Source organism: Eubacterium sp. AB3007 (assembly GCF_000688015.1).
Classification (GTDB): Bacteria; Bacillota; Clostridia; order Peptostreptococcales; family Anaerovoracaceae; genus Aminicella.
This window is the reverse complement of the sequence record NZ_JIAD01000001.1, coordinates 1225867-1250039: the sequence shown is the minus strand read 5'-3', so window position 1 is coordinate 1250039 and position 24173 is coordinate 1225867. Positions and strand designations below refer to the sequence as shown.

At 53.9% G+C, this 24173-nt stretch carries 19 protein-coding genes; 14 read left to right on the top strand and 5 right to left on the bottom strand.

Annotation, left to right across the window (positions count from 1 at the left end):
* Nucleotides 1–7: 7 nt before the first annotated feature.
* From P156_RS12810 to mutY, 4 genes are all read left to right on the top strand, one after another.
* Nucleotides 8–2356, top strand: coding sequence for a transglutaminase-like domain-containing protein (locus tag P156_RS12810; RefSeq protein ID WP_051600731.1), 2349 nt, complete (start codon nucleotides 8–10; stop codon nucleotides 2354–2356).
* A 141-nt stretch (nucleotides 2357–2497) separates the two neighbouring features.
* Complete coding sequence (locus P156_RS0106090) at nucleotides 2498–2815, top strand: hypothetical protein (protein ID WP_027869362.1); 318 nt, start codon at nucleotides 2498–2500, stop codon at nucleotides 2813–2815.
* A gap of 72 nt (nucleotides 2816–2887) precedes the next feature.
* Nucleotides 2888–4069 (top strand): diaminopropionate ammonia-lyase, encoded by a 1182-nt coding sequence (locus P156_RS11815; RefSeq protein WP_051600729.1) that lies wholly within the window; start codon nucleotides 2888–2890, stop codon nucleotides 4067–4069.
* Nucleotides 4070–4105: 36 nt separating this feature from the next.
* Entirely contained in the window at nucleotides 4106–5185 is a 1080-nt protein-coding gene (gene mutY / locus P156_RS11810; RefSeq protein ID WP_034802310.1) for an A/G-specific adenine glycosylase, read from the top strand.
* Nucleotides 5186–5242: 57 nt separating this feature from the next.
* On the opposite strand, the gene P156_RS0106075 is transcribed toward mutY, so the two are convergent.
* On the bottom strand, nucleotides 5243–5899 hold the full coding sequence (locus tag P156_RS0106075; protein WP_027869361.1) for a DUF1638 domain-containing protein: 657 nt from the start codon (nucleotides 5897–5899) through the stop codon (nucleotides 5243–5245).
* Nucleotides 5900–6043: 144 nt separating this feature from the next.
* Here P156_RS0106075 and P156_RS12805 point away from each other — a divergent pair, with 144 nt between their 5' ends.
* Nucleotides 6044–7960 carry a S8 family serine peptidase gene (locus tag P156_RS12805; protein WP_051600727.1) on the top strand — a complete coding sequence of 639 codons (1917 nt, stop codon included), beginning with the start codon at nucleotides 6044–6046 and terminating at the stop codon, nucleotides 7958–7960.
* Between the two features lie 51 nt (nucleotides 7961–8011).
* On the opposite strand, the gene P156_RS0106065 is transcribed toward P156_RS12805, so the two are convergent.
* Nucleotides 8012–8872: a hypothetical protein gene (locus tag P156_RS0106065; protein ID WP_027869360.1), complete on the bottom strand. Its 861-nt coding sequence runs from the start codon at nucleotides 8870–8872 to the stop codon at nucleotides 8012–8014.
* Between the two features lie 141 nt (nucleotides 8873–9013).
* Between P156_RS0106065 and P156_RS0106060 the strand changes: the two genes are divergently transcribed.
* From P156_RS0106060 to P156_RS0106045, 4 genes are read left to right on the top strand one after another with little or no spacing between them, the layout of a single operon-like run.
* Nucleotides 9014–9655, top strand: a complete 642-nt coding sequence (locus P156_RS0106060; RefSeq protein ID WP_027869359.1) for a DUF937 domain-containing protein — start codon at nucleotides 9014–9016, stop codon at nucleotides 9653–9655.
* A 24-nt stretch (nucleotides 9656–9679) separates the two neighbouring features.
* Entirely contained in the window at nucleotides 9680–10822 is a 1143-nt protein-coding gene (locus tag P156_RS12800; protein ID WP_051600725.1) for a hypothetical protein, read from the top strand.
* A gap of 50 nt (nucleotides 10823–10872) precedes the next feature.
* Entirely contained in the window at nucleotides 10873–12195 is a 1323-nt protein-coding gene (locus tag P156_RS0106050; RefSeq protein ID WP_027869358.1) for an ATP-binding protein, read from the top strand.
* Entirely contained in the window at nucleotides 12195–13127 is a 933-nt protein-coding gene (locus P156_RS0106045) for an alpha/beta fold hydrolase (RefSeq protein WP_027869357.1), read from the top strand. The genes P156_RS0106050 and P156_RS0106045 overlap by 1 nt, the downstream gene beginning before the upstream one ends.
* A gap of 20 nt (nucleotides 13128–13147) precedes the next feature.
* Here the strand turns inward: P156_RS0106045 and P156_RS0106040 are convergent, their stop codons facing one another.
* On the bottom strand, nucleotides 13148–13471 hold the full coding sequence (locus P156_RS0106040) for a hypothetical protein (protein WP_027869356.1): 324 nt from the start codon (nucleotides 13469–13471) through the stop codon (nucleotides 13148–13150).
* 440 nt (nucleotides 13472–13911) lie between these two features.
* Here P156_RS0106040 and P156_RS0106030 point away from each other — a divergent pair, with 440 nt between their 5' ends.
* The 3 genes from P156_RS0106030 to P156_RS0106020 are packed head-to-tail and all read left to right on the top strand — an operon-like array spanning nucleotide 13912 to nucleotide 17665.
* Nucleotides 13912–15558, top strand: a complete 1647-nt coding sequence (locus P156_RS0106030) for a class I adenylate-forming enzyme family protein (protein ID WP_027869355.1) — start codon at nucleotides 13912–13914, stop codon at nucleotides 15556–15558.
* 18 nt (nucleotides 15559–15576) lie between these two features.
* Complete coding sequence (locus P156_RS11795) at nucleotides 15577–16404, top strand: aminotransferase class IV (protein ID WP_051600721.1); 828 nt, start codon at nucleotides 15577–15579, stop codon at nucleotides 16402–16404.
* Between the two features lie 58 nt (nucleotides 16405–16462).
* Nucleotides 16463–17665, top strand: a complete 1203-nt coding sequence (locus P156_RS0106020) for an ACT domain-containing protein (protein ID WP_027869354.1) — start codon at nucleotides 16463–16465, stop codon at nucleotides 17663–17665.
* Between the two features lie 74 nt (nucleotides 17666–17739).
* On the opposite strand, the gene P156_RS0106015 is transcribed toward P156_RS0106020, so the two are convergent.
* Together P156_RS0106015 and P156_RS0106010 are read right to left on the bottom strand one after the other, a co-directional pair.
* Nucleotides 17740–18732: a hypothetical protein gene (locus P156_RS0106015; RefSeq protein WP_027869353.1), complete on the bottom strand. Its 993-nt coding sequence runs from the start codon at nucleotides 18730–18732 to the stop codon at nucleotides 17740–17742.
* Between the two features lie 79 nt (nucleotides 18733–18811).
* A complete protein-coding gene (locus tag P156_RS0106010) occupies nucleotides 18812–20395 on the bottom strand; it encodes a glucose-6-phosphate isomerase (protein WP_027869352.1) in 1584 nt (527 codons plus the stop codon).
* A gap of 207 nt (nucleotides 20396–20602) precedes the next feature.
* Here P156_RS0106010 and P156_RS0106005 point away from each other — a divergent pair, with 207 nt between their 5' ends.
* Nucleotides 20603–22510, top strand: a complete 1908-nt coding sequence (locus P156_RS0106005; protein WP_027869351.1) for a DUF2207 domain-containing protein — start codon at nucleotides 20603–20605, stop codon at nucleotides 22508–22510.
* A gap of 55 nt (nucleotides 22511–22565) precedes the next feature.
* On the top strand, nucleotides 22566–24149 hold the full coding sequence (gene cls / locus P156_RS0106000; protein WP_051600719.1) for a cardiolipin synthase: 1584 nt from the start codon (nucleotides 22566–22568) through the stop codon (nucleotides 24147–24149).
* Nucleotides 24150–24173 lie beyond the last annotated feature (24 nt).

Genomic DNA, 24173 nt, shown 5'->3' with positions numbered 1-24173 from the left:
AAGTGATATGGTTAATATAAAAAAATGGGGCATTCTCTTATCACTGGTTGTGACGGTAGCATTGTGTTTTGTTTTTTCTGTGTCGCCAGCATTTGCGGAGGGAAAAAAATCGGAGATAACACCCGCAAAAAAAGCAGAAATTGAGAAAGAGTTGGGAATAGAAGATTATGATGAAAACGGAGACCCGTATGAGACGGGTATTGGCGTTCATGCTGATGAAAATACTTTTAAGAAGGATTTCTCTTTAACGGTTGACCAAAAAGAGTATACAATTACGGAAATGCAGAGGGTTGTTTCCGAAATCATAGACCCGCAGATGAGTGATTTGGAGAAATATTACACGCTCGCTGTTTGGGTGAATAAGCATGTAGAGTATGATTGGGAATTTTGGTGTGGAAGATATTATTTTGAATACTATAGTCATCAGTGGGATTCATATGGCGGAATGAAAGATGACGAGAGGTCTGTTTGTGCAGGCATTGCGATATTCTATGCAAATATGTGTCATGCGGCTGGACTTCCTTGTAAATTTGTTAGATTGGATCCGAAGCATTTAGACCATACGATAAATTATATTCCTGATATTAATGGTCATGCGTATTTGGTTGATGTGACAGAGGATGTTTTCCTGATGTCCGAGCATTCAAGTTCTGCTTTTTCACATATCGATAAAGCATTTGCCAATATAACGAAGAATGCAGATGATGAGACGTTTGACTATCGCAATACAGCAGATGGTGAATTAGTGTCGTCAACGATAAAGGAATATTACGATACTCCATTTGACACTTGGTTTAATGAGTATGCACGGCACAAGAATACGAAAAAAATCTTCAAGACTCCGTATGTAGAATTGGGAAGCGGTGTAAGAGGCCAGAATCATGCATCTTACCGTAATTATGAATCGAATCGCACAAAAAATCCAGATATTTGGTTTATGGATGATTTTTATGAGGATACAGCAGGTGTGAGTGCTAAGGTTCTATCTGGACAGTTTGATGACCAGGTGACTAGTGTTACGGGCGTAAAGAAGGGTTATGATTGCGATTCTGAATCTGCTCTTATGGGAATGGTTGAAAATGATATTCAGGTAAAGAATTTCCCGTCTGCTGAAAATGGAAAAATTGTTGCTAAGACAGCTAATTTGAAAAAAGACGTAGATTTTACATTAAGTCTTGATAGTTATGATGAAGCTGGTAAGAAAGCACAGTTTACTGTGAAAGGTATTGGTAGTTATAGCGGTACAAAGACATTTACAGTATCTTTAAATTCTGCGGTAGTTGAAAAAGAGCCAGTTAGAAAGTCAGGCCTTATCTATACTGGAGATGCCCAGAATCTTATAGTTGGAGGCGAGGCAACCAACGGGGAGATGCAGTATGCTATTGGTGATGAAAAAGGCCCTACAGGAGAATTTAGTACGGAGATTCCATCTGCTGTTAATGCGGGGGCATATCATATATGGTACAAAGCAGTTGGAGATGACACGCATGGGTCAACTACGCCAGAGAGATTAGAAAAAGCAGTTACGATTTCTAAAGTACAGCTGGACATTAATGTTGAAGATATGACAATTGAAGTTGGTCAGACAGCAAAAGCAAAGCCTGCTTTGGATAATGGCATGACTGCAACTTTTGGTTATTATACATTTGATGATGATATTGTAAAGATTGATAAAAAAGGTAATATTACGGGACTTAATGTTGGACATGCAGATATTATTGTTAGTGCTGATTTAGGGGCAAACAGTCAAAATTATGAGATTTCTGATTGGGTGTATCTTATGGTTGATGTAGATGCAACAAGCATTAACAATGCAAAGGTTTCTCTTTCTAAGTCATCGTTTGTTTACAACGGGAAGGTTCAAAAGCCTGAGATCAAGACAGTCAAAGGCTTGAAGTTGAAGGATGGAAGAGACTATGCAGTGAAATGGTCCGATGGATCATCTAAAAAAGCAGGCAAATATAAAGTCGTCGTCGAAGGGAAAGGCAATTATATCGGATCGACAGAGGCGACATATACAATTACAAAGGCCGCAAATCCGATGACCCTGAAAGGAAAGACCGTTAAAGTTAAGCGTAAGACGTTAAAGAAAAAATCAAAGTCGATCAAGAGAGCGAAGGCGTATACCGTAAGAAAGGCGAAGGGCAAGCGTTCCTATAAACTCGTTTCCGCCAGAAAAGGCAAGAAGAGTTTTACGAAGAAGTTCAAAGTCAATGCCAAGACCGGAAAGGTTACGGTGAAGAAAGGGCTTAAGAAAGGTGCCTATAAAGTGAAGGTGAAAGTAAAAGCGAAAGGAAATGCCAATTATAAGGCATCTGCCTGGAAGACCGTGACGTTTAAGGTACGAGTAAAATAAGAACAGGGCGTTAGTCCGGCGTTAGTACCCATAGCGTATAATAGTCTCTGCGCGCCAGCGGAGACGAGAAAGTAGCCGCATCATGCGGCTTTTTCCTTTGGGGTTGGTGCTGAAAGCCGTAATGCATAAAAGAGGTGGATCATGAAGATCAAAAATGCAAGAATACTACAGATCATTGCACTGGCCCTGGCAGTCATCGCTGCTCTGATCAGCTGCCTGGTGGCGGTACGTCCCGAAATAATGGGAATCACGGGCCTGGGAATGGTCCGAGCGATCCCGACGGCCGCCCTCGGGAATAGCATCGGTTTTGTCATTGTGGATATCTTCTACCTTGTGATGCTGATGCGTGCCCGGACAGCAGGCAGCAGCAAGGCGGCTGTCCTCATCTCTACAGTGCTTCTTTGTCTCCGGGGCACTGTCCTTCCTCTCGATGGGTGGATTCTGGGGGAAACCCATTGATTTTTCCGAGAAGTAATCCTATACTCTACCTTAGGGTAATGCGATCTATAGAAGATAACGAGGAGTATAGAATTGAACACGCAGAAACTGAACCATGGATCCTTATTGTCGGTCTGCGGCGCCAAAGCCGCCCCAGGCTCCCCCTTTGATGCCGCTGCAGCGGAAAACGCTCTGCGGTTTCACAAGAGTCTTCCCGGGTATCAACAGACCGAGTTGGTCTCTCTGGAGGGGGCGGCCAAGGCAGCCGGTGTGAAAGAGATCCTCCTCAAGGACGAGTCGGCCAGATTTGGTCTGAAGGCCTTCAAAGGGCTGGGCGGAAGCTACGCCGTGTACCGGATCCTCTGCAATCGTCTGGGACTGGATCCGCAGAAGGCTTTGTTCAGCGATTTCGGCACGGAGGAGATACGCCGCCGGTGCAGAGAGATTACCTTTGTGACGGCCACCGACGGGAATCACGGGAAAGGGGTTGCCTGGGCAGCCAGGCTGTTCGGTTGCAGGGCGCATGTATATATGCCGGCGGGCTCTGTAGCGGAGCGGCGGCAGGCCATCCAGGACGCCGGCGCTGAGAGCGTGACCATTACCGACCTGAACTACGACAAAGCCGTGGATCACGCCAGCAAAATGGCAGAGGAGCACGGATGGATCCTGATCCAGGACACTGCCTGGGAAGGATATGTGGAGATTCCTGGCTGGATCATCCAAGGCTACCTGACCATGGCGGCAGAGATTCGGGAGCAGCTTGGGAGCACCGTGCCGACCCATGTGTTCCTGCAGGCGGGTGTCGGGGCCATGGCAGGAGGTGTGCTTGGATACCTCTCCAATACCTTTGCGGAGCAGGCGCCCGCGTTCACCATCGTAGAACCGTCCACCGTGAACTGCCTGTACCGATCCGCGGAGGCTGGCGATGGAAGGGCGCACTCCATTGAGGGTGACCCGGTGACCATCATGGCGGGCCTCAACTGTGGCACTCCCTGTATGGTCACCTGGCCGGTGATCCGAGACAGGGCGGCATTCTACTGTGCCTGCGACGATGTGGTGGCGGAGCACGCCATGCGCGCTCTGGCGCATCCTCTGAGTGGGGACAAGGTTATCACAGCAGGTGAAAGTGGCGCGGCTGGCTATGGCGCGTTCCTGGAGATCGCGGCGGATGTGGGAGCACGGAAACTGCTGGGTATAGACGAAAAGTCCGTCATCCTCTGTATCAACACAGAAGGGGATACAGACCAGGCCAATTACCGGAAGATCGTTGGTTAAGTGATACAAGAATGATAGGGCGGAAAGGATCTGACCATGACTGAGAATAACATCCATATGGCCGGGCCGCTGTTGGCCTGGTACGACCAGAATCGCCGCATTCTTCCCTGGAGAGAAGACCCGACACCTTATCATGTATGGCTGTCGGAAATCATGCTCCAGCAGACCAGGGTGGAAGCTGTGCGGAGCTATTATGAACGGTTTCTGACGGTACTGCCCGACATACGAGCTCTTGCCGAGGCGCCGGAAGACCAGTATCTGAAGCTTTGGGAAGGCCTGGGCTATTACAGCAGGGTACGTAACCTGCACAAAGCCGCGCAGGTCATCGTGACGGAGCACGAGGGGAAGATGCCGGCAGAATATAATGCTTTGTGCAAGCTGCCGGGGATCGGGCCGTACACGGCGGCTGCCATCGCTTCTATCGCCTTTGGCAAGCCAGTGCCCGCTATCGATGGCAACCTGCTGCGGGTGTTTGCCCGGCTTTCTTTCTATGAGGAGAACATCCTCGCGCCGGCGGCTGCCAAAGCCGCGTGGGCATTCTTTGAGGAGCGCATCCACCGGGAGCGGCCGGGAGAATTCAATCAGGCCCTCATGGACCTGGGCGCGCTCATCTGTCTGCCGAACCGCGCGCCTCTCTGTGACCAGTGTCCTCTCCAGGATGCCTGCTCGGCCCATGCCTTGGGGAGGGAGACAGAGGTCCCTTTCCGTCCAGCCAAGAAGAAGCGCCAGATCGAGAAGATGACCGTTCTGCTGATCCACTACCGGGACCACATTCTTCTGCACAAGAGATCGGCCAGTGGGCTGCTTGCAGGTCTCTATGAGTTCCCCAACACCTCCGGATGGTTGACCAGAGAGGAGGCCCTGCGGGAGGTGGAAGCGCTGGGGCTTGAGTCGGTGCGGATCCGGAAGCTGCCCGCTGCTCGCCACATCTTCAGCCACAAGGAATGGCACATGCATGGCTACCAGGTCTTTGCCGGGGACTGGCAGGCCGCTGAAGAGGAGGCGGGACTGGCCGTCCGGGATCTCTTCCTGGCATCCACGGAGGAGATCGAGACAGTCTGGTCCATCCCCTCTGCCTTTCGGGCGTATACAGATATAGCGCTGGGACAGGATTGATCTATGAAAATCCCCGCGTTTAACGCGGGGATCGTTTTTAGCAGGCATTTCACGAGACTACTCATAAGCGCTTCGTTCTATGGTCTGTCCTGCGTTAAACACCAGAAACTGCTCGTCCCATCTGCCGGCGAAAAGCTTCTCCAGAAGATAGGTGCCACCGGGGACGATATCCATGTCGGCCTGAAGCCAGTCAGCGTCCGCTCTGACGGTGTTCACATAGTCCGGCCTCCTGCAGTCGTTGAGGCCGGTGTCGATGATGTCGATCTCGTGGTAATGGCGCATCCAGTCCTGGTGGTAGCTTTTTTTTGTGTTCTCATCGAGATCTTCCGTCATGCGGTCGAAGATCCGGTGGAAGTTCTCCCGGGTGGGATCCTGGTCTTTTACGTAGAGGTGGCCCGGCTCCTTCAGATCGAACATCGGACGGTCCGTCGTCTGAAGCAGCAGGGAGATGCAGTCGTCGATCCTGGGCATCACCAGCCTGCAGGGGGGCTGCACCTCCTGCCAGGATCCCCCGCAGAATCCCATGGCTGCCAGAACGGTGTCCACCTCCGGATCTAGAGTGGCCAGAGCCTGGAGTATATGTGCCCGCATCTCCGTCGGATCGCGGTGATAGAGACGGTTCAGATAGATCACCGGGTAGTGTGTGCCCACCTTTCGCTGGGCAAGTTCTATATAGTCCTTCAGAGAAGAACAGCCTATGATCACGGTGCTCACAAAGCCCTCCTTTCAGTGCTGCCTATATATTAACAGATATGCCAGGTGACTGCAAATATTTGGGGTGAAGGGGGTTGGAGATTATTAATGAATTTTTAAGTCGGTGGTGCTATAATAGAACATATTCCAAGGGAGAAATAACTTATGTATAAACGAATCGGAATTCTCATATTGTGTGTTGTTCTATGGGCAGGCATGAGCGTGCCCGCGTTTGCCGCAGAGAAGACAGGGGAACTGCTGGAAAATCCAGTTTCTTCAGAGAGTGCGATAGCAGAGCCACAGGAATCATCTGCAGAAGAACCCCCGGCAGAGCCACAGGAAACGGATGGCCCGGTAGAAGTGGCCGGTGACATCGATGAGCTGGGAGAGGCTTTGGATGAGTCTGACCCAGAGGAACAGAAGGGGCTGGAGGCTTTCCAGCAGAAGGAACTGATCCTGTTTCTGGAGCAGGGAGCGCTGAAGGAGACTTATGGTGCTGCCAACGTAGTCTACTACGAACCGTTGGTGGAATATATTCTCCAGTACGATAGCCCGGAGGAGACCCGGGATGCTTTCCATAATCTGGTGAAATCTTATGGGGAGGACGCTGTGATGGTGAACCTGCCTGTGGAAACAAAGGCTGCCAGCTGGTCGCAGACCACCAGCAACCGCACCTCTGCCAGGTCCGTGTCCTGGGGCAGCGACGTGATGCTGCTGGACGCACTGCGGGACAGGGCGAGCAGTGCCGGAGGCCCTACCGGAAAGGTGATCGTCGGCGTGCTGGACTCCGGGGTCAACCCTACGCATGAACTGCTGAAGGGAAGGATCTCCCCGGCCAGCGCAGCAATCAAGAAATACATCGCCGCAGGGTCCACTCCTTATCTGGACGAGAACGGACACGGTACCCATGTGGCGGGAATCATCGCTGATGCGACACCACCACAGGTAGAGATCCTGGCAGTCCGGACCACGGACAGCAATGGAGGCGGGGATTTCAACAGTCTTCTGGTTGGTATGCAGTATGCCGCCAGCCATGGGGCCAGGGTCATCAACGTGAGCTTTGGCGGAGACCTGTATACCAACAGTGGGATCAGCGTCGCCAGGTATCAGGCGATCCTGGACAACTATGAGAAGGCAATCCATAACATCTGTAGCAACTACGACTGTATGGTGGTGGTGGCAGCAGGCAATAGCGGCATGGATATTGAGACCAGCAAGGCTTTTCCGGCCTGTTTCCCGGAGGTGATCACCGTGGGGGCACTGAACACCGACCTGAAACGAGCCAGTTTCTCCAACTACGGAAAGAACGTGGATTTTGGCGCCCCCGGCGTGGATGTGGCCAGCGGATGGAATGCAGGAAACAGTGAATACAAAATAGCCACCGGCACCTCTATGGCAGCGCCTCATGTGACAGCAGCCGCGGCCATGGTCCGGCTGTATAACCCGGGACTGAACCGCACAGAGGCGGAGGATGTGCTTAGGGGAAGCGTGACCGATATCACCCCGAAGGGAATAGACCGGTACACCGGTTGCGGGATGATCAGGCTGGGAAGCAGCCAGATGAGAACTTCCTTCTCCCTGGCAGGCGCATCGGTGAGCGCGGGTCCGGCAACCTGGTCAGGGAGGGCTTTGTCTCCCAGTGTGCGGGCAACGCTGAGAGGAAGGGCACTGACCCAGGGGAAGGAGTTCACCGTCACCTATTCGAACAACAAGAAAGTCGGCGTCGGCCGGTTCACCATCCGTGGAAAGGGGCGGTACACAGGCACCCGCAGCGGGACCTTCCGGATCGTGCCCAAGGGCACCCGTCTCACCAAATACAGGCCCGGCAAGAAGAAGCTTACTCTGAAGTGGGTAAAACAAAAGAAACAGACTTCCGGTTACCAGATCCAGATCTCCAGGAGTATCTCTTTCGGAAAAGGAACCAGGACGATCACCGTCAGGAAGCCGAAGAAATCCTCTGTCAAGATCAAGAAACTCAAGCGGCGGACAGAGTACTATGTTCGGATCCGCACCTACAAGAAGGTCGGCAAACAGAAGTATTACTCCACCTGGTCGACCAAGGGCATCGTCCGCACCGTATAAAAAACGAGGCTGTCTGCAATCATGCAGCAGCCTCGTCTGCGTTCTGTATGGTTACTCTTCCGCGTCGGTATCTGTATCATTGGCCGTCTCTGGCTCTGCAGTATCTCCGTTCTCCGCTTCCGCCAGAGTCTGATTCCCGTTATCCGTCGCCACGTTCTGGATGTTGTCTCTCTTGGCGCAGTAGAAGCACAGCCTGGTCCGATTGGCAGCTACCGCCTCCTTGACGGTGCCCTGGGTCAGCACGTCGCTCTGGTTCAGAGAGCCGCAATCATCATGGGTGTGGTAGACCTTGCCGAACTTGGTCCAGTAGACCTGAGTGTTGCCCAGGGCGGCCTCCGCCTGCTGGAGCTGCTCACTGGAGATGGGGTTGAAATCGATGCCGCTGACGCCGGCGATGAGCAGGCAGATGATGGCGGCAACTGTGGCGATGACCTTGGTTTTCTTGTCCATGTCCTTCTGGGTCAGACAGAGGACGATAAAAGGCAGGAAGGCCACTACGGACACGATCATGCCCAGGTTGTTCCAGAGCCAGAATTTGGTTGGGTTCGCTTCTGAAGCTGGATCGATGTGGTTGGCCTTCTTCCAGAAGGTGTTTCCGATGATCACAAGGATCAGATCCAGGATCAGGAAGACCACCAGCTGGACGGTGGAGGACATGAACGGGAGAGAGATCTTCCCGAACATCACCATGACCGCCAGGATCTCGAACAGGATGGCTATGACCCAGAGGACGATGGCTCCGATCCTGTTTGATTTCGCGTTACCGACGGGTTTAGCCTGGACTTTCTTCTTCTCGGGGTGGGCCGCCAGATCTGCGGCTTCTTTCTCTGCCTTCTTCTTGGCAGCATCGTGCGCCTGGGTGATGTCCTCGCCCTTGGTGTTGACGATGGTGTGTTTTTTCTTTTCGGACATTTTCGACTCCTGTCTCACTTTCTTTTAATAATGGTAATGATATTATTATTATACATTGTGCCCGTAGGAAAAGCAATCACCGTTTCTTTCCTGATGGATTCGTGATATAATAAAAGCATCACTTGGAAGGGAGAGATCACAATGGATATACTGAGCATGATGCTGGGAGCGATGACCAGCGAGGAGTCACTGAAGTCGATCGAGAGCAAGACCGGTGTGAAGGGTAAGGATCTTACCAAACTCATGGGAGAGGCGGTGCCCATGATGCTGGGATCCATGACGGAGAACGCATCTTCCAAAGAAGGCGCGGAGTCTCTGTTGAACGCACTGGGCGATCACAAGACCAAGAAGTCCGTTGCCAGTCAGGTGGCGGAGTTGGACGAGGAGGACGGTCGGAAGATCGTAGGGCATATGTTGGGCAAGAACAGCCAGAAGAAAGCACAGCAGCTTTCCCAGAACACAGGGCTGTCCATGGATCAGGTCATGAAGGTTCTGATCTGCCTGGCACCACTGCTGATGAGCGGCCTCTCCAATGCCACCTCTACCGCCAGTCACCAGCAGCACCAGCAGGGGAGCGGTTTCGACCTGTCCGATGGGCTGGATCTGTCGGATGTGATGGCGTTGTTTGGCGGGACCCAGAGTTCACACCAGACATCGCATCAGGGCGGCAATCTGTTGGGCGGTCTTCTGGGGAATCTGTTGGGTGGCAGCCAGCCGGCCCACACGAACAACAGCAACAACGGCATGCAGCTACTGGGGACACTGCTGTCGATGATGAAGTAACCGAATACAGAAAGGGGAACAGGGATGAGATACGCAGCGAGGAAGGCTTTGTGCCTTCTCCTGACCGCCGCTATGGTCGCCGTCTTTCTGCCGGAGAGCAGTCTGGCCGCATCCAAGCCGTTTGAGAAGACCAAACCATGCGGGGCTATGGCGACAGCGGTGGGAAGCGAGATCGCAGTGAGCTGGGAGAAACTGAAGGGCGCGCAGGGGTACTATGTGTACGAGTCGATCAGCGGCAGCAAGTATGCCAGAGTCGCCACCACCAAGAGCCTGAAGGTAGTGCGGCCAGTGAAGACCAAGGGTGTCACCTGTCGCTATGTGGTACGGGGCTACAAGATCAAGTCCGTCAAACAGACCAGGGTGGTGAACGGCAAGAAGCAAGTGACCATGGTGAAGAAAACCGCGCTGAGCAAGTTGAGCCGTACCGCCTATACCACGACGCCTGCGGCAGGGAAGTCTACGCTGAAGAACTACCTGAGAGGGGCCATCATGCCTCTCGGACACACCATGTACATCTGGGGCGGCGGCTGGAACAAAGCAGATACCGGCAGCGGCAAGACCACCCGCAGAACGGGCCTTTACAAGACCTGGCGGGCCTATGCGAAAAAACAATCCAGATGGTACAACTACATGCTGCACCGCTATAAGATCAACAAGGGTCTGGACTGTTCCGGGTTTGTGGGATGGACGGTCTACAATGTAATGCAGACACGGAATAACAGACCAGGATATGTTTACCTGGCAGATGTGGAAGGGCAGCGCTATGCCAGAATGGGACTGGGGGCCTGGACCAGGCGCACCCGGGTGAAAGACCATATCCCAGGTGACATCATGGAGGGAGATGACCATATCTGGATCTCCCTGGGGCAGTGTAAGGACGGGAGTACGGTGGTGCTCCACGCCTCGCCGCCGGGGGTCAAACTCAGCGGCACCGCTTCCCGGACGGGAGCACGAAACAGTCAGGCAGCCAGGCTGGCGGCGAAGTACATGAAGAAATACTACCCCTCCTGGTACAGCCGCTATCCCAGTACAACACTGGTATTCGCCAAATCTTACAATCAGGACTACAACCGGTTCCGGTGGTACAGTACCGTGTTATCTGACCCGGAAGGGTACAGGAATATGAGTGCTGACCAGGTACTGGCGGATCTTTTCAAGGAAATGTAATCTATCGGCCCGTCTGCTGTTGCGGCGGGCTTCTGTTTTAGGAGAAACATATGAATCAACTTGTCGACAAACTCATCGTTTACCGAAAGATCGCAGAGGACAGCATCCTACACCGGATGGGAGAGATCTGCAGGGACTGGAAGGCCGGGATAGAGGATGCAGGGGCTTTGAACTCCCGGATATACGACCAGGTGAACCGTCTGTTGGATGTGGGCACTACCTACGGGTTTGATGGAGATATGTGGGCGTGCTACATTGCCTATCTCCTGGCCAACACTATCACGCCTTTTACTCTGGTAGCGGAGAAGACCGGTGCTCCCGACGGATCGGTGAACCGATTCGTCATGAACGACTTCCACATCTTCCGCACTCTTGTGCATTATGATTTCGGCCCCATGGAGGAGGATCTGGGAATCGATTGTTTTTCCGTGCTCCGAGATTACCACGCCGTAGTGAAGAGCGAACAAATCTTCAACCGCGAGGTCAGCGCCAAGGTGAGGGAGCTGGCGGAGCAGTTGTTGGCTGCGGAAGACGATGTCACCTTCTACGATGTGGTGACAGATTTCTACCGGCGCTACGGGGTCGGTAAGCTCGGCCTCAACAAAGCCTTCCGCATCGCGGAAACAACGGACGGGGAACTGCTGGTTCCGGTCACCAATACAGCGGATGTCCGCCTGGAGGATCTGGTGGGATACGAGATTCAGAAACAACGGTTGGTGGAGAACACGGAGGCGTTTCTGGCAGGCCGTAAGGCGAACAACGTGCTCCTATACGGGGATGCGGGCACAGGGAAATCCACCAGTGTCAAGGCGATCCTAAACCAGTACTACGAGGACGGACTGCGGATGATCGAGGTCTACAAGCACCAGTTCCGGGATCTGTCCGCGGTGATCAACGAGATCAAGAACCGAAACTACCGTTTTATCCTCTACATGGACGACCTTTCCTTTGAGGAGTTCGAGATAGAATACAAATATCTGAAGGCGGTGATCGAGGGTGGGATCGAGCCCTACCCGGAGAATGTGCTGATTTATGCTACCTCCAATCGTCGTCACCTGATCCGGGAGACCTTCCGTGACAAGCGTGACGAGTCGGATGACGATCTTCATCGCAACGATACTGTGCAGGAGAAGCTGTCTCTGGCAAATCGGTTTGGACTTTCCATCGGGTTTTTCTCCCCTACACCACAGGAGTATGATACGATCGTCCGGGAACTGGCGGCCAGATACCCTCAGATCCAGATGCCAGAGGAAGAATTGATCAAGCAGGCACGGGCATGGGAGCTGCGTCACGGAGGTTACTCCGGCCGTACGGCACAGCAGTTCATCAATTACCTGGCCGGTGTAACCTATGCAGAAGACAGGAGCTTGTAATGAGAGAGGCATATACCTTCCCATCCACAGACGGGAGCACCGTCATCCACGCTGTTAGATGGATGCCGGAGAATGGGAGCATCCGGGCGATCCTTCAGATCGCTCACGGAATGATCGAGCATATTGAGAGGTACGGGGAGTTTGCGAACTACCTGACAACGATGGGATTTCTGGTGATAGGACACGACCACATCGGCCATGGGAGATCGGTGGAGACTGCCGCGGACTGGGGGTTTCTCCCGCCAAAGAACGGGGATGTGATCATGGTGGAGGATCTGCATCGCCATCGACTTCTGGTGCAGGAGAAGTATCCGGATCTGCCCTTTTTCATGTTAGGGCATAGCATGGGTTCCTACGTGCTCCGCAGGTATCTGGCGGATTATGGGGAGGGTCTCTCCGGGGCCATTCTCATGGGAACCGGCTTTGTGCCGGGGATGGCGGCCAGAAGCGGGATCGCGCTGTGTCACGCCATGGCGAAAGGGACAGGCTGGCATCACAGGAGTCGTCTGGTGACGGGCATGACCTTCGGCAAGGAGTACAGGGATTTCGACATGAACGGAGAGGATCCGTCCAACAGCTGGCTGTCCCGGGATGTGGAGATGGTGAAGAAGAACCTGAGTGACCCGGCCTGTCGGTATCTGTTCACGTTGGGAGGATACCTGGCTCTGTTTCGGACGGTGCTGTTCGACAGTCACCAAAAGAACGCCGATGCTATCCCCGGGTCACTGCCGCTGCTGCTGGTGTCCGGAGACCGGGATCCGGTGGGATCCTTCGGCAAGGGGGTCAGACGGGTGGAAGGAATGCTACGGAAGGTGGATCGGCAGGATCTGACCTGTCGCCTCTACGAAGGCTGTCGCCACGAGATTCTGAACGAGCTTAATCGCCAGGAGATCTACGAGGACCTGCGGGACTGGATGGAGGCGCGGATGTAGAGGGCGAGGAGAAGCACTTCCTAGCGCACCTTCACTGAGAAGTCGCGAAACAGGCCGTTCCGGCCGTAGTCGATGACCAAATGGTCGCTGAACTCCCTGATCTGCGAATCGATGATGATCGCAAAGCCGTCGACATGCTCCAGCGTGTCGGCGCTTTTTTGTTTGTCGGCGTAGAGGAGAAACCTGTAGCCGCAGCAGCCAGCCTTGGAAAGGACCAGCCTCGGGTACAGGCCCTTTGCGGCGAGTCGGCGGAACTCGTCCTTGGCGGCATCAGTGAGGGTGATTGTAAGTTCCTGGCGGGCGGGCGCCGGAACAGATGTGTTTGGGATCATGATGTCAGACATGACAGAACCTCCTTCTGTGGGTAGTATAGCACAGATCGAGGAACTGTGGGGCGGGAAGTGAAGGCTCTGCGACAGGAGAAAAAGAAAACCCGCGTTCCTCAGAACGCGGGGATGGTTGACTAGTGATCTGTATCAGACAGATTGTAGATGCCTATGGTCAGCAACGCAATTCCTGCCATAGAAGCCACGATACCGTAAGCCATTGGTATTACCTCCTGTTAAAATACTCGGAACTATCTGTTTTCCAACCGTATTATGCTCTTTTGTGAAGGCTTTGTAAAGCGACATTTATTCATCGCAGACATAAGGAAATCTTATGCCAGCCAGTTGAATCAGTAATGTGAATTATTATAATAATATGAGTTTTCTGATACTTTATTTCCTCGCCAGAATATGTTAATATGTAGGGTATATAAGAAGTCCAAACAGGAGGGATGTTTATGCCAATTACATATTATCTTGAGAGAAATGCCATCGAATGGCCGAACGATGTGGCCCTGGTGGAACTGAACCCGGGGCTGGACCTTCCCCAGCTCACCACCTGGAGAGAGTATGAACTGATCCAGCCCACCAGAACCGACAAGTATAGAGAAGAGATCACCTGGAGGATCTTCGATGAGAAGGCCAACCGGGTGGCTAATTACCTGCGCGCCCGCGGTGTCAAACGCGGGGAGAAGGTAGGGATCCTGCTGATGAACTGCCTGTCCTGGCTGCCCATCTATTTTGGTATCCTGAAGGCAGGCGCCATCGCCGTACCCCTGAACTTCCGTTATTCCGCCGATGAGATCGAGTATTGCGTGGAACTGGCGGATGTGAAGGTGCTGGTGTTCGGACCGGAGTTCATCGGTCGTGTGGAGGAGATCGTACCCTCCATCGCGCCGGGGCGCCTGCTGCTGTTCTTTGGTCAGTCCTGTCCGGTGTTTGCGGAGAATCTGATCTTCCAGTCCTCCAACTACCCGAGCACAAAACCGGACGTGGTGGTCAGCGACGACGACATCGCCGCCATCTACTTCTCCTCAGGGACCACGGGATTTCCCAAGGCGATCCTCCATAAGCACAAGGCCCTCATGCACTCCTGTGAGGTGGAGCGTGCCCATCATGGGCAGACCCGGGACGATGTGTTCCTGTGCATCCCGCCTCTCTACCATACCGGGGCCAAGATGCACTGGTTTGGCAGCCTGATCTCTGGCGGCAAGGCGATCCTGCTGAAGGGGACCAAGCCGGAGTACATTCTCCACGCCGTCTCCGAGGAGCAGTGCTCCATCGTATGGTTGCTGGTGCCCTGGGCGCAGGATATCCTGGATGCCCTGGACAGAGGCGATCTCGACCTGAACGATTTCAAACTCGACCAGTGGAGACTGATGCACATCGGTGCACAGCCGGTACCGCCGTCCATGATCCGCCGCTGGAAGAAATACTTCCCTGACCACGACTATGACACCAACTACGGTCTGTCCGAATCCTTGGGACCTGGATGTGTCCATCTGGGGATCGAGAACATCAACAAGGTGGGAGCCATCGGTGTTCCGGGCTACGGCTGGGAGGTCAAGGTGGTCGATCAGAACCGGCAGGAGCAGAAGCAGGGGGCTGTGGGTGAACTGGCAGTCAAGGGGCCCTCGGTCATGATCGAGTACTACAAGGACCCGCAGGCTACTGCAGAGGTGCTGGACGAGGATGGCTGGCTGTACACTGGCGACATGGCTATGGAAGACAAGGACGGCTTCTATTATCTGGTCGACCGGAAGAAGGACGTGATCATCTCCGGCGGCGAGAACATCTACCCAGTACAGATCGAGGACTTCCTCCACGGGTTCGAGCCTGTGAAGGACGTGGCTGTCATCGGCCTGCCTGACAAACGTCTGGGAGAGATTTCCGCCGCCATCATAGAAGTAAAGGAAGGCATGACCACTTCCGAAGAGGAGGTAAGAGCCTTCTGCAAGAAACTGCCGCGCTACAAGCGTCCGGTTACCATCATCTTTGCAGACGTGCCGCGCAACGCTACCGGCAAGATCGAGAAGCCGAAACTGCGTGAGATGTACGGTGCTTCTTACCTGGTCGCTGCGGAGAACGAGATGCTGAAGAAATAATCATTGGAGAGGATAGATATGGCAGAACATGCGATGAAGAAATATTTTTTGAAGAATGGACAGGAAGTAAGTGTGACGGATTTCCAAGCGGAATACCAGGCGTTGCAGCCCTCCTGCTACGAGGTTATCCGGGTGATCGACGGCAAGCCGCTGTTCCTTGACGCCCACTATCGGCGGTTCGTTGGAACGGTGGAGAGCATTGGCCAGCAGGTTCCCTGCAGTAAGCAGGAACTGGCGGCCGACATCTCTCGCCTGGCTGCACTGAACGATGTACAGAATTACAACGTCAAGCTGATCTACAACGATTTTGAACACGGCGGCACGGTGTACCTGTTCTTCACCCATACGGCGTATCCCACAGAGGAGATGTACCGGGAGGGAGTCCGCACAAATCTGCTTCGGATGGAGCGGAAGAATCCCCACGCCAAGATCATCAACCAGACCCTCCGGGAGGCGGCAGATACACTGATGGAGGAGAAGGATCTGTTCGAGGCGATCCTGGTGAACGAAGAAGACCAGATCACTGAGGGAAGCAAGTCCAACATCTTCTTCCTGAAAAGTAACTCCACAGGAGGCGAAGTCTGGACCAGCCCTGCGGATGGCGTCCTGCTGGGCGTGACCCGTCAGCATATCCTGGCTATTTGCAGGGAGGCAGGTCTGACCATCCGTGAGGAGACCATCAGCGTGTCGGATCTGCCAGATTTTCAGGCTGCCTTCATCAGCGGGACCTCTCCTAAGGTGTTGCCGATCCATTGGATCGGCGATCAGGAATTGGATGTCAACGATCCACTTCTGCGCAGGATCATGGCGCTGTACGACGAAGCGATCCTGGCCGATCTGCGCTGAGTGTATCAAAGTGTGTCAAAAGGGACGGTTCTTTTTGACACAGAAGTAGGAGGAAAACATGTATCTTGTTCAGAAATATGGTGGTGAGTACCTGAGGAACATAGAGGATCTGAAAAGGATCGCTGATTACGTTGCAGCACACCGTGATCAGCTTGGGCAGTTGGTACTGGTGACTGCGGCCATGCACGAGATCTCCACAGAGATGATGGAGCGGGCAGAGCAGTTCGGGGCCGGCGTGAAGAAACCGGAGTTGGATGCTTTGTTCTCCGCAAGCGAATATCAGACGGCGGCGCTCATGTCGGCGGCGTTGGAACAGAGAGGTATCTCTGCGCGGGTGATCAGCGACATCCGTGGACATTCTTTGGACGATGTGGACGTGGAGAACGGTAAGCACGAGCTGAAACTAAAGTATCTGCAGGAGACGCTGGACAGAGGAACCCTGCCAGTGATCGCGGGGTTTCAGGGCATCGGCGAATTCGAGATGAGCGACCGGAAAGGGCGTTACGGAGCGGCGGCAACGGCAGTGGCGCTGGCCGGCGCGCTGGAGTGCGAGTGCGAACTATATGGCGACACAAAATCCGTCTACGTGGTTGAACCAGAATTTACGGATGAACCCAAGATATTTGAAAAGATCAGCTATGAGGAAGCTATGGAACTGGTGACGCACAGCGAAAGCGATCTGGAGGCGGAAGCTATCGAGCTTGGCAAGATGCTAGATGTGCCGATCTACGTAGGACCGGCGTTCCAGGAAGAAAAAACAGGAGGTACCTATATCGTGAACAAGAAGATGATTGTCGAGGAAGCTGCTGTCAGCGGCATCAGTACATATGATGATGTGGTGGTCTACACCATCAAAGGCCTCTCCAACCAAGGAGAAGAAATCGCAGAGCTGTTCGAACTTCTGGGCGACCTGAAGGTGAACCTGAACGTGATCTCACAGCAACCCTATCAGGAGGATTCCTGCGTGGTCTCCTTCAGTTGCGAGAAACCAGATATCCAGCGTATCGACGAAGCTCTGGCGGTGAACGGCCGGTTCAAGGATCTGGAGACAGTCAAGCAGGACAACATCTGTATGATCTCTCTGGTGGGCGTGGGCATGGCGACGCATGTGGGCGTGGCCGGTAAGGTTTTCGCTACTCTGGCGGAGGCGGGAATCCCGCACTATAACATCACAACCTCCGAGATTTCCATCACTGCCACTGTCGATGCGTCGCACAAAGCCGAAGCCGTGGTGGTTCTGGCCGAGGCATTCCAGCTGTAGGAGGAGATTCGGGTTTTCTGGAAGAAAAGGGGCGCCGGAGGGCGCCCTGTTTTGGTGGTGGAGTCCTTTGGACCTTACTTTTCAAACGGGTTGTCTTTGTGCCGTTTCCGGCTAAGTCCCGACTCGAATGGATTTTCGGTGTAATTCGGTGGAAGGTCCATCAGTGTGGGAGCGGAACTTGGTTTGTCTGCCGGTCGGGTTTCCGGGTTGGCTGGCATCCGGGCAGCCGGTTTTGTTTTTGGTTTATCTGCCGGCCTGGTTTCCGGCTTGGTTTCGGTCCGCGCTCCGGTCAGTTTTTCTTTGGCTTCGTTCACCTTATCCCTGACGGCCTGTACGACAGCCTCCGCCTTCAGGTCGTCCTCCGAAAGATCCGGTGTCCATTCGTCGTCCTCCGGATTTCCCTCATCCTCATCGTCATTGGCCTTATCCTTCCCTTTGATTCTGCTGATCAAACCGAACAATACGAGTCCGGCAGGGATAAGCGTGAAAAGCCAGCTCTCATCATCTGAGTCATCCCAGTCCTCGTCCCAGTCTTCGTCGATATCTTCGTCCTCGTCCTCAGGAGCGATGCTGAGGCCATCGATTTCGACATCAAATGTCAGGTCATCCTCTTCGCTCCACCAACACTGGCAGGGCGATGGAGCAATGTCCAGAGGGTCTCCATCCTGGTCGAAGTACTCCACCTCAGCGGTTGCTTTGTGCAAGGGGGCGGTGAGACCGTCCGCATCCTCGGAATTGAAAGTAATGCTGCAGCGGTCAGACAATTCATAGAAGGACTCGCTGTACGCTTCGTCATCATCGTAGTTGATGGTGAGGGTGAAAGATGTAGCCTCCGCAGGCGGGCGGAGGAAAATCGTCTCGCTGAAGGGCTTCCCTTCGAAATCCCTCCCTTTGGTGATGTTGGCCGGTGTCCAGGCAGCACGAACCTCCCCCTCAGCCAGGTCTTCCGCTGAGGTGTCCGTCTCTCCATATGAAGGATCCGTCCATCCGTAAACAGCAAGAACAGGGCAGCCGACGAGTAACGTCAGCAGCCCTGTCAGGATAACGATCGCGATAGTTTTTCTCATCTAATCCTCCCTCTCTTCTTGCGAGGTGTCGAAGTAGCACCAGAAAGTGTGTCAAAAAGAACCGTCCCCTTTGACACATTTAGATCGAGAGCAGCTGGCTGTAGGCGGCCAGGGCGCCCTCCGTGTCGTGGGCCAGGACGCGCTTGGCCAGTACTTTGCCCAGCTGGACACCTTCCTGGTCGAAACTGTTCAGGTTCCAACAGAAGCCCTGGAACATGATCTTGTTCTCAAAGTGAGAAAGCAGAGCGCCCAGCGCCGTTGGATCGAGCTGCTCCCCGATGATGATGCTGGAGGGGCGTTCACCGTCAAACTGTTTGTTAAGATCCTGGTCTTCTTTGCCGCAGGCAAAGGCCACGATCTGAGCCGCAACGTTGGCGTTCAGTTTCTGCTGACTGGTGCTTCCCTGGATGTCCACATCTACTCCTGCCTGATTCTGACGGAATCCTACGAACTGAAGGGGAACGATGTTTTTCCCCTGGTGAAGCAGCTGGTAGAAAGAGTGCTGCCCGTTGGTACCCGGCTCACCGAAAAGTACCGGTCCCGTCGGGTAGTTCACTGGTTCGCCAAACCGGTTCACGGACTTTCCGTTGGATTCCATGTCTGCCTGCTGCAGATGGGCCGGGAACCGGGAAAGCGCCTGCGAGTAGGGCAGGACTGCGGTGGCCTGGTAACCCAGAATGTTTCGCTCGTAGACGCCGATCAAAGCATCCAGCATGGCCGGATTTTTCATCATGTCGGCCTTTGCTGCCAGACGGTCGCCCGCTGCAGCCCCCTCCAGGAACTGGTGGAACACCTCCGGTCCAAACGCCAGAGACAGCACCGCGCCTCCTACCGCCGAGGTGGAAGAGTAGCGCCCGCCGATATAGTCATCCATAAAGAAAGCGTCCAGGTACCCTTCGTTGCCGGCCAGCGGTGAGGTCTCACTGGTCACTGCGATCATGTGGTTCGATGGATCCAATCCCTCTCTGCACAAAGCCTCTTTCACAAAAGCCTCGTTGGTCAATGTCTCCAGGGTGGTGCCTGACTTGGAGACCAGGATGAAGAGGGTGTGCGCTACATCGGTTGCAGCCAGCACGCCAGCTGCGTCATCCGGGTCCACATTGCTGATGAATTTCGCCTCCATCTTCAGTGTATCGTTTGCCCGGGCCCAGTTCTCCAGGGCAATGTATACAGCCCGGGGGCCCAGGTCGCTGCCGCCGATGCCGATCTGGCAGACTGTGGTAAAGGGTTCGCCGGCGGCATTGGTGATCTTCCCGTTATGGACCTTCTCCGCAAAAGCATCGATCCTCGCCTGCTGCCCGGTATAGAACTCTCGCTTGTCTACGCCATCTGCCATCACCGGATCGCCGAGCTGGCCTCGGGTCAGGTGGTGAAGCACCAGGCGCTTCTCGCCTGTGTTGATCATGGCACCGTTATAAAGCTCACGGAACTTCTCCGCCAGCTGAGCTTCCTCTGCCAGGGCGGATAAAGCCTTCAGTATCGGCCTGTTCACAGGCCGTGCCGCATAACTGAACTGCAGGCCGCCGGCCATAGGGACACAGTACTCCTTCACCCGCCGGCCGCCTGCCTCACCCGCCAGTACCTCCTTCAGGGAGACCCGCTCGGGCAGGGCCTGCAGCTTCTGAAAACTATGCAGTGTATCTAAATTTTTCCATTCTATCATTGGATAATCCTCCGTTCTTGTGTTCTTATATTATTGTAGCAGACTGACGTAAGAATGCAAGGAGCACGAATGAAAAACAGTCACTTTGTAAATATAAACAGGATTCCTGTTGTCTCTATCGGCTATACTGCGCTATAATTGTGTCAAAAGGTGTGTCAAAAGGGACGGTTCTTTTTGACACATTCTAACACGAGAGAGGAGACTGCCATGAGGAGTATAGTGAGGCGCTGTAGTCAGGTGACTGTGCTGGTAGCTTTGTTGCTGGCTTTGTGCATGGTGGGAGCAAGACCGGTGAGTGCGGCGGGCAACTTCGTCATCAAGCAGTACGATGTTGAGATGACCGTGAACGAGGACGACACCTACGATGTCATCGAGACACTGGATGTGCATTTCACGGCAGACAGCCATGGAATCTACAAGACGATTCCCTATCTGGTAACCCTTGACCGAGACGGGCAGAAGAGCCGTTTTTTCGCCAAGGTAAGGGATTTTCGGATGCTGTCCGGTCAGCCCGTCAAGAAGATCAAGGGAGACGAGGCGTACATGTTCAAGATCGGTGATCCAGACAAGTACGCAGCCACGGATACCCGGTACAAGTTGCGGTATACCTTTGACATGCGGGGGGATCATCTGGACGGCGCTGATGAAGTGTATTATAATATCATCGGCACCAGATGGGAGGCCCAGTCTATCGACAGGGTCAGTTACCGGATTACATTCCCCCAGACCATCGACATGAGCAAGGTGGGAATCAAGACAGGGGATCAGACGCGACTGGAGTTTCAGACGGAAGGCGATAGGGTGGTAAAGGGTACCACCGACGCATTTGTCTTGAATGGTCTGACCATCCGGGCAGTGCTGCCAGAGGGCTATTTCTCCAGACAGGCCACAGCAAACAACATCCCGTTCTACATCGTGCTGGGGCTGATGATTCTGGGCGCTTTGTGGGGGATTCTGATGTGGCGGCGCCACGGTCTGGACCCAGACGTGGTCGAGACGGAGGAGTTCTACCCACCGGATGGCCTCAGCGCGCCGGAGATCGCATACCTGGAAAACGAGGATGTCAGTGGAGAACAGATTACCTCCATGCTCCTGACATTAGCAGACAAGGGGTTTGTGCGTATCGTGGAGGAATCATCCACAAAGAAAAAGCGCAAGACTCAATACCGCATCGAACGGGTAAAACTCTACGACGGTGACAACGCGCTGGAGCACACGTTCATGGAGGGACTGTTTGAAAATGCCAAAACCGGAGAAGATGGAACCGTCTATGTAAAAAAGAAAGATCTGGATGACAGCTTCTATACGACGGTAGAGGAAATAAAATCCCAGATAAACGATGCATTCAAAGACAGACTGTATGATGAGAAGGCAGGGAATTATGCCTTCCTTCTGGGACTCATCGGAGTGGTCTTGTATGCAGTGTTGTGGTTCGTTGCAAAGATCAGCAACGGCAGCCCCTTTGTCACGGATGACGAGTTCGCCGTTTACCTGGCCTTGGATGCGCTGCAGGTCCTGTTGCCCATATTCGGATTCTGGGGGATCGGCAAGCGGATCATGCGAGGGAGGAAAAACCCCTTCGGGTATCTGGGATGGGTCATCCTGATCCTGATAGGCTATGGTGGAACCCTGCTGTTCAATTCGGTGATGGGGAAACAGATTCCACTGTTTCTGGCGGGCATGGGCCTTTGTCTCCTGCTGTTCGTGGTAGGAGGGCTTTGTGAACGGAAGACCGACTACTATGCCGCCATGCTGGGCAAGATCCGAGGATTCAAGCGGTTCCTGCAGGTGGCAGAGAAGGATAGGATCGACATGCTGGCAGAGCAGGATCCGGGGTATTACTACAAGACCCTGGCCTTTGCCTTTGCCTTGGGGGTAACGGCAGTATACGCCAAACGGTTCGCGTCCCTGGCCAAGCAGCCGCCCGAATGGTACAGCACGCCTTATTACTACGGGGCGATGTCCGGTTTTGATCCCGTGCGAATGACGGACGACCTCAGCGGCGCCATGCACGGTTTCAGCAACAGCATGACCAGCTCCCCCGGCAGCGATGGAGGCGGGGGCGGTTTCAGCGGCGGCGGTGGTGCCGGCGGAGGTGGAGGAGGCTCCTGGTAACATTAGACGATAACGAGAGACGGAAGTAAACGCTTCAAAGATAAAGAGGAGGATTATGTCAGAGAAGAGTATTCAGGATATTTTCAGACTTGCCAAACCAAAGAGAAAGGGCATACTGGCGTTGATCTTCAGCCGGTTCCTGCTGATCGCCGCATTGCTTGTGTTACAGCTTGCGGTGTTTGGCGTGTTCTTTGTCTGGTTGTACAACTATCTGCCCCATTTCATCCTGTTTGAGAGGTTGTTTGCCATCACCATGATGATCTACCTCTTCAGCAATTCCATGGACTACTCGGCGAAAACCACCTGGATGTTCATCATGGTGCTGGTTCCGGTGGCGGGATCTGCGTTTCTGCTTTTCACCCAGGCAAACACGGGACAGAGAGCGATCAAGCGAAGGGTCGAACATACTATCGAAGAGACCCGCCACGCGCTCCCACAGGATCCGGCGGTCAGGAAGGCTTTGCTTGCGGATGGCGGTGACGTGGACGATCTGGTCAGTTACCTGAACCGAAGTGGTTGTTTCCCCGCCTTTGACGGCACCGATGCCCGTTTCTTTCCCTCTGGGGAGGCGAAGTTTCAGGCCATGCTGGAGGAACTGGCCAAGGCGGAGGAATACATATTTCTGGAATATTTTATCATCGAAGAAGGCTATATGTGGGGCGAGATCCTGAAGATCCTGGTGGAGAAGGCAGCGGCCGGCGTAGAGGTCCGGGTGATGTATGACGGCATGTGTGAGATGTCCACACTGCCCCATAATTATCCGAAACTGCTGGCGTCCAAGGGCATCAAGGCCAAGAGCTTTTCGCCCATCCGGCCGATCATCTCTTCTCACTACAACTACCGTGACCACCGAAAGATCCTGGTCATCGACGGCAAGGTAGGCTTTACCGGCGGGGTCAATCTGGCGGATGAATATATCAACCATATCGAACGCTTTGGGCACTGGAAGGACACGGCGGTGATGCTGAAGGGGCCGGCGGTCCAGAGTTTCACCCTGATGTTCCTGCAGATGTGGAACGTCACCGAGAAGACTTCTGAATACGAACCCTGGCTCTCGCACAAAGCCCTGCCTGCCGGAGCATCGCGCCCCGGCGGCTACGTGATTCCCTATTGCGACTGCCCGCTGGACGATGACAAGGTAGGCGAGGCCGTCTACATGGATATACTGAACAGGGCCGGCACCTACGTCCACATCATGACGCCATACCTGATCCTGGATGGAGAACTGGAGACTGCACTGAAGTTTGCGGCGGAGAGAGGAATCGATGTGAGCCTGATCTTGCCCGGCATCCCGGACAAGAAGATGGCATATGCTCTGGCCAAGAGTCATTACAAATCGCTGCTTCGCTCCGGCGTAAAGATCTACGAGTATACACCGGGCTTTGTCCATGCCAAGGTATGCGTATGCGATGACGAGAAGGCTGTGGTGGGCACCATCAACTTCGACTACCGGAGTCTGTACCACCACTTTGAGTGTGCGACCTACCTGTATAAGACGGACTGCATCACTGAGATCGAGGCGGATTTTCAGGATACTATGTCCAGATGCCGTCAGGTCACGCCAGAGACCTTACACGAGGAGAGGTTGTACTACAAAGTCATGGGAAAGCTGATGAAATTCGTTGCGCCGCTGATGTAGTAGACCGGGCGCAATGCAGTCAGG

What these genes read in the sequence shown, in the direction of transcription:
- P156_RS0106065 (WP_027869360.1), bottom strand. Translation starts at nt 8,872, where the DNA reads ATGTCCGAAAAGAAAAAACACACCATCGTCAACACCAAGGGCGAGGAC.
- P156_RS12805 (WP_051600727.1), top strand. Translation starts at nt 6,044, where the DNA reads ATGTATAAACGAATCGGAATTCTCATATTGTGTGTTGTTCTATGGGCA.
- cls (WP_051600719.1), top strand. Translation starts at nt 22,566, where the DNA reads ATGTCAGAGAAGAGTATTCAGGATATTTTCAGACTTGCCAAACCAAAG.
- P156_RS0106040 (WP_027869356.1), bottom strand. Translation starts at nt 13,471, where the DNA reads ATGTCTGACATCATGATCCCAAACACATCTGTTCCGGCGCCCGCCCGC.
- mutY (WP_034802310.1), top strand. Translation starts at nt 4,106, where the DNA reads ATGACTGAGAATAACATCCATATGGCCGGGCCGCTGTTGGCCTGGTAC.
- P156_RS0106020 (WP_027869354.1), top strand. Translation starts at nt 16,463, where the DNA reads ATGTATCTTGTTCAGAAATATGGTGGTGAGTACCTGAGGAACATAGAG.
- P156_RS0106050 (WP_027869358.1), top strand. Translation starts at nt 10,873, where the DNA reads ATGAATCAACTTGTCGACAAACTCATCGTTTACCGAAAGATCGCAGAG.
- P156_RS0106090 (WP_027869362.1), top strand. Translation starts at nt 2,498, where the DNA reads ATGAAGATCAAAAATGCAAGAATACTACAGATCATTGCACTGGCCCTG.
- P156_RS0106060 (WP_027869359.1), top strand. Translation starts at nt 9,014, where the DNA reads ATGGATATACTGAGCATGATGCTGGGAGCGATGACCAGCGAGGAGTCA.
- P156_RS0106015 (WP_027869353.1), bottom strand. Translation starts at nt 18,732, where the DNA reads ATGAGAAAAACTATCGCGATCGTTATCCTGACAGGGCTGCTGACGTTA.
- P156_RS11795 (WP_051600721.1), top strand. Translation starts at nt 15,577, where the DNA reads ATGGCAGAACATGCGATGAAGAAATATTTTTTGAAGAATGGACAGGAA.
- P156_RS0106030 (WP_027869355.1), top strand. Translation starts at nt 13,912, where the DNA reads ATGCCAATTACATATTATCTTGAGAGAAATGCCATCGAATGGCCGAAC.
- P156_RS12810 (WP_051600731.1), top strand. Translation starts at nt 8, where the DNA reads ATGGTTAATATAAAAAAATGGGGCATTCTCTTATCACTGGTTGTGACG.
- P156_RS12800 (WP_051600725.1), top strand. Translation starts at nt 9,680, where the DNA reads ATGAGATACGCAGCGAGGAAGGCTTTGTGCCTTCTCCTGACCGCCGCT.
- P156_RS0106005 (WP_027869351.1), top strand. Translation starts at nt 20,603, where the DNA reads ATGAGGAGTATAGTGAGGCGCTGTAGTCAGGTGACTGTGCTGGTAGCT.
- P156_RS0106010 (WP_027869352.1), bottom strand. Translation starts at nt 20,395, where the DNA reads ATGATAGAATGGAAAAATTTAGATACACTGCATAGTTTTCAGAAGCTG.
- P156_RS0106045 (WP_027869357.1), top strand. Translation starts at nt 12,195, where the DNA reads ATGAGAGAGGCATATACCTTCCCATCCACAGACGGGAGCACCGTCATC.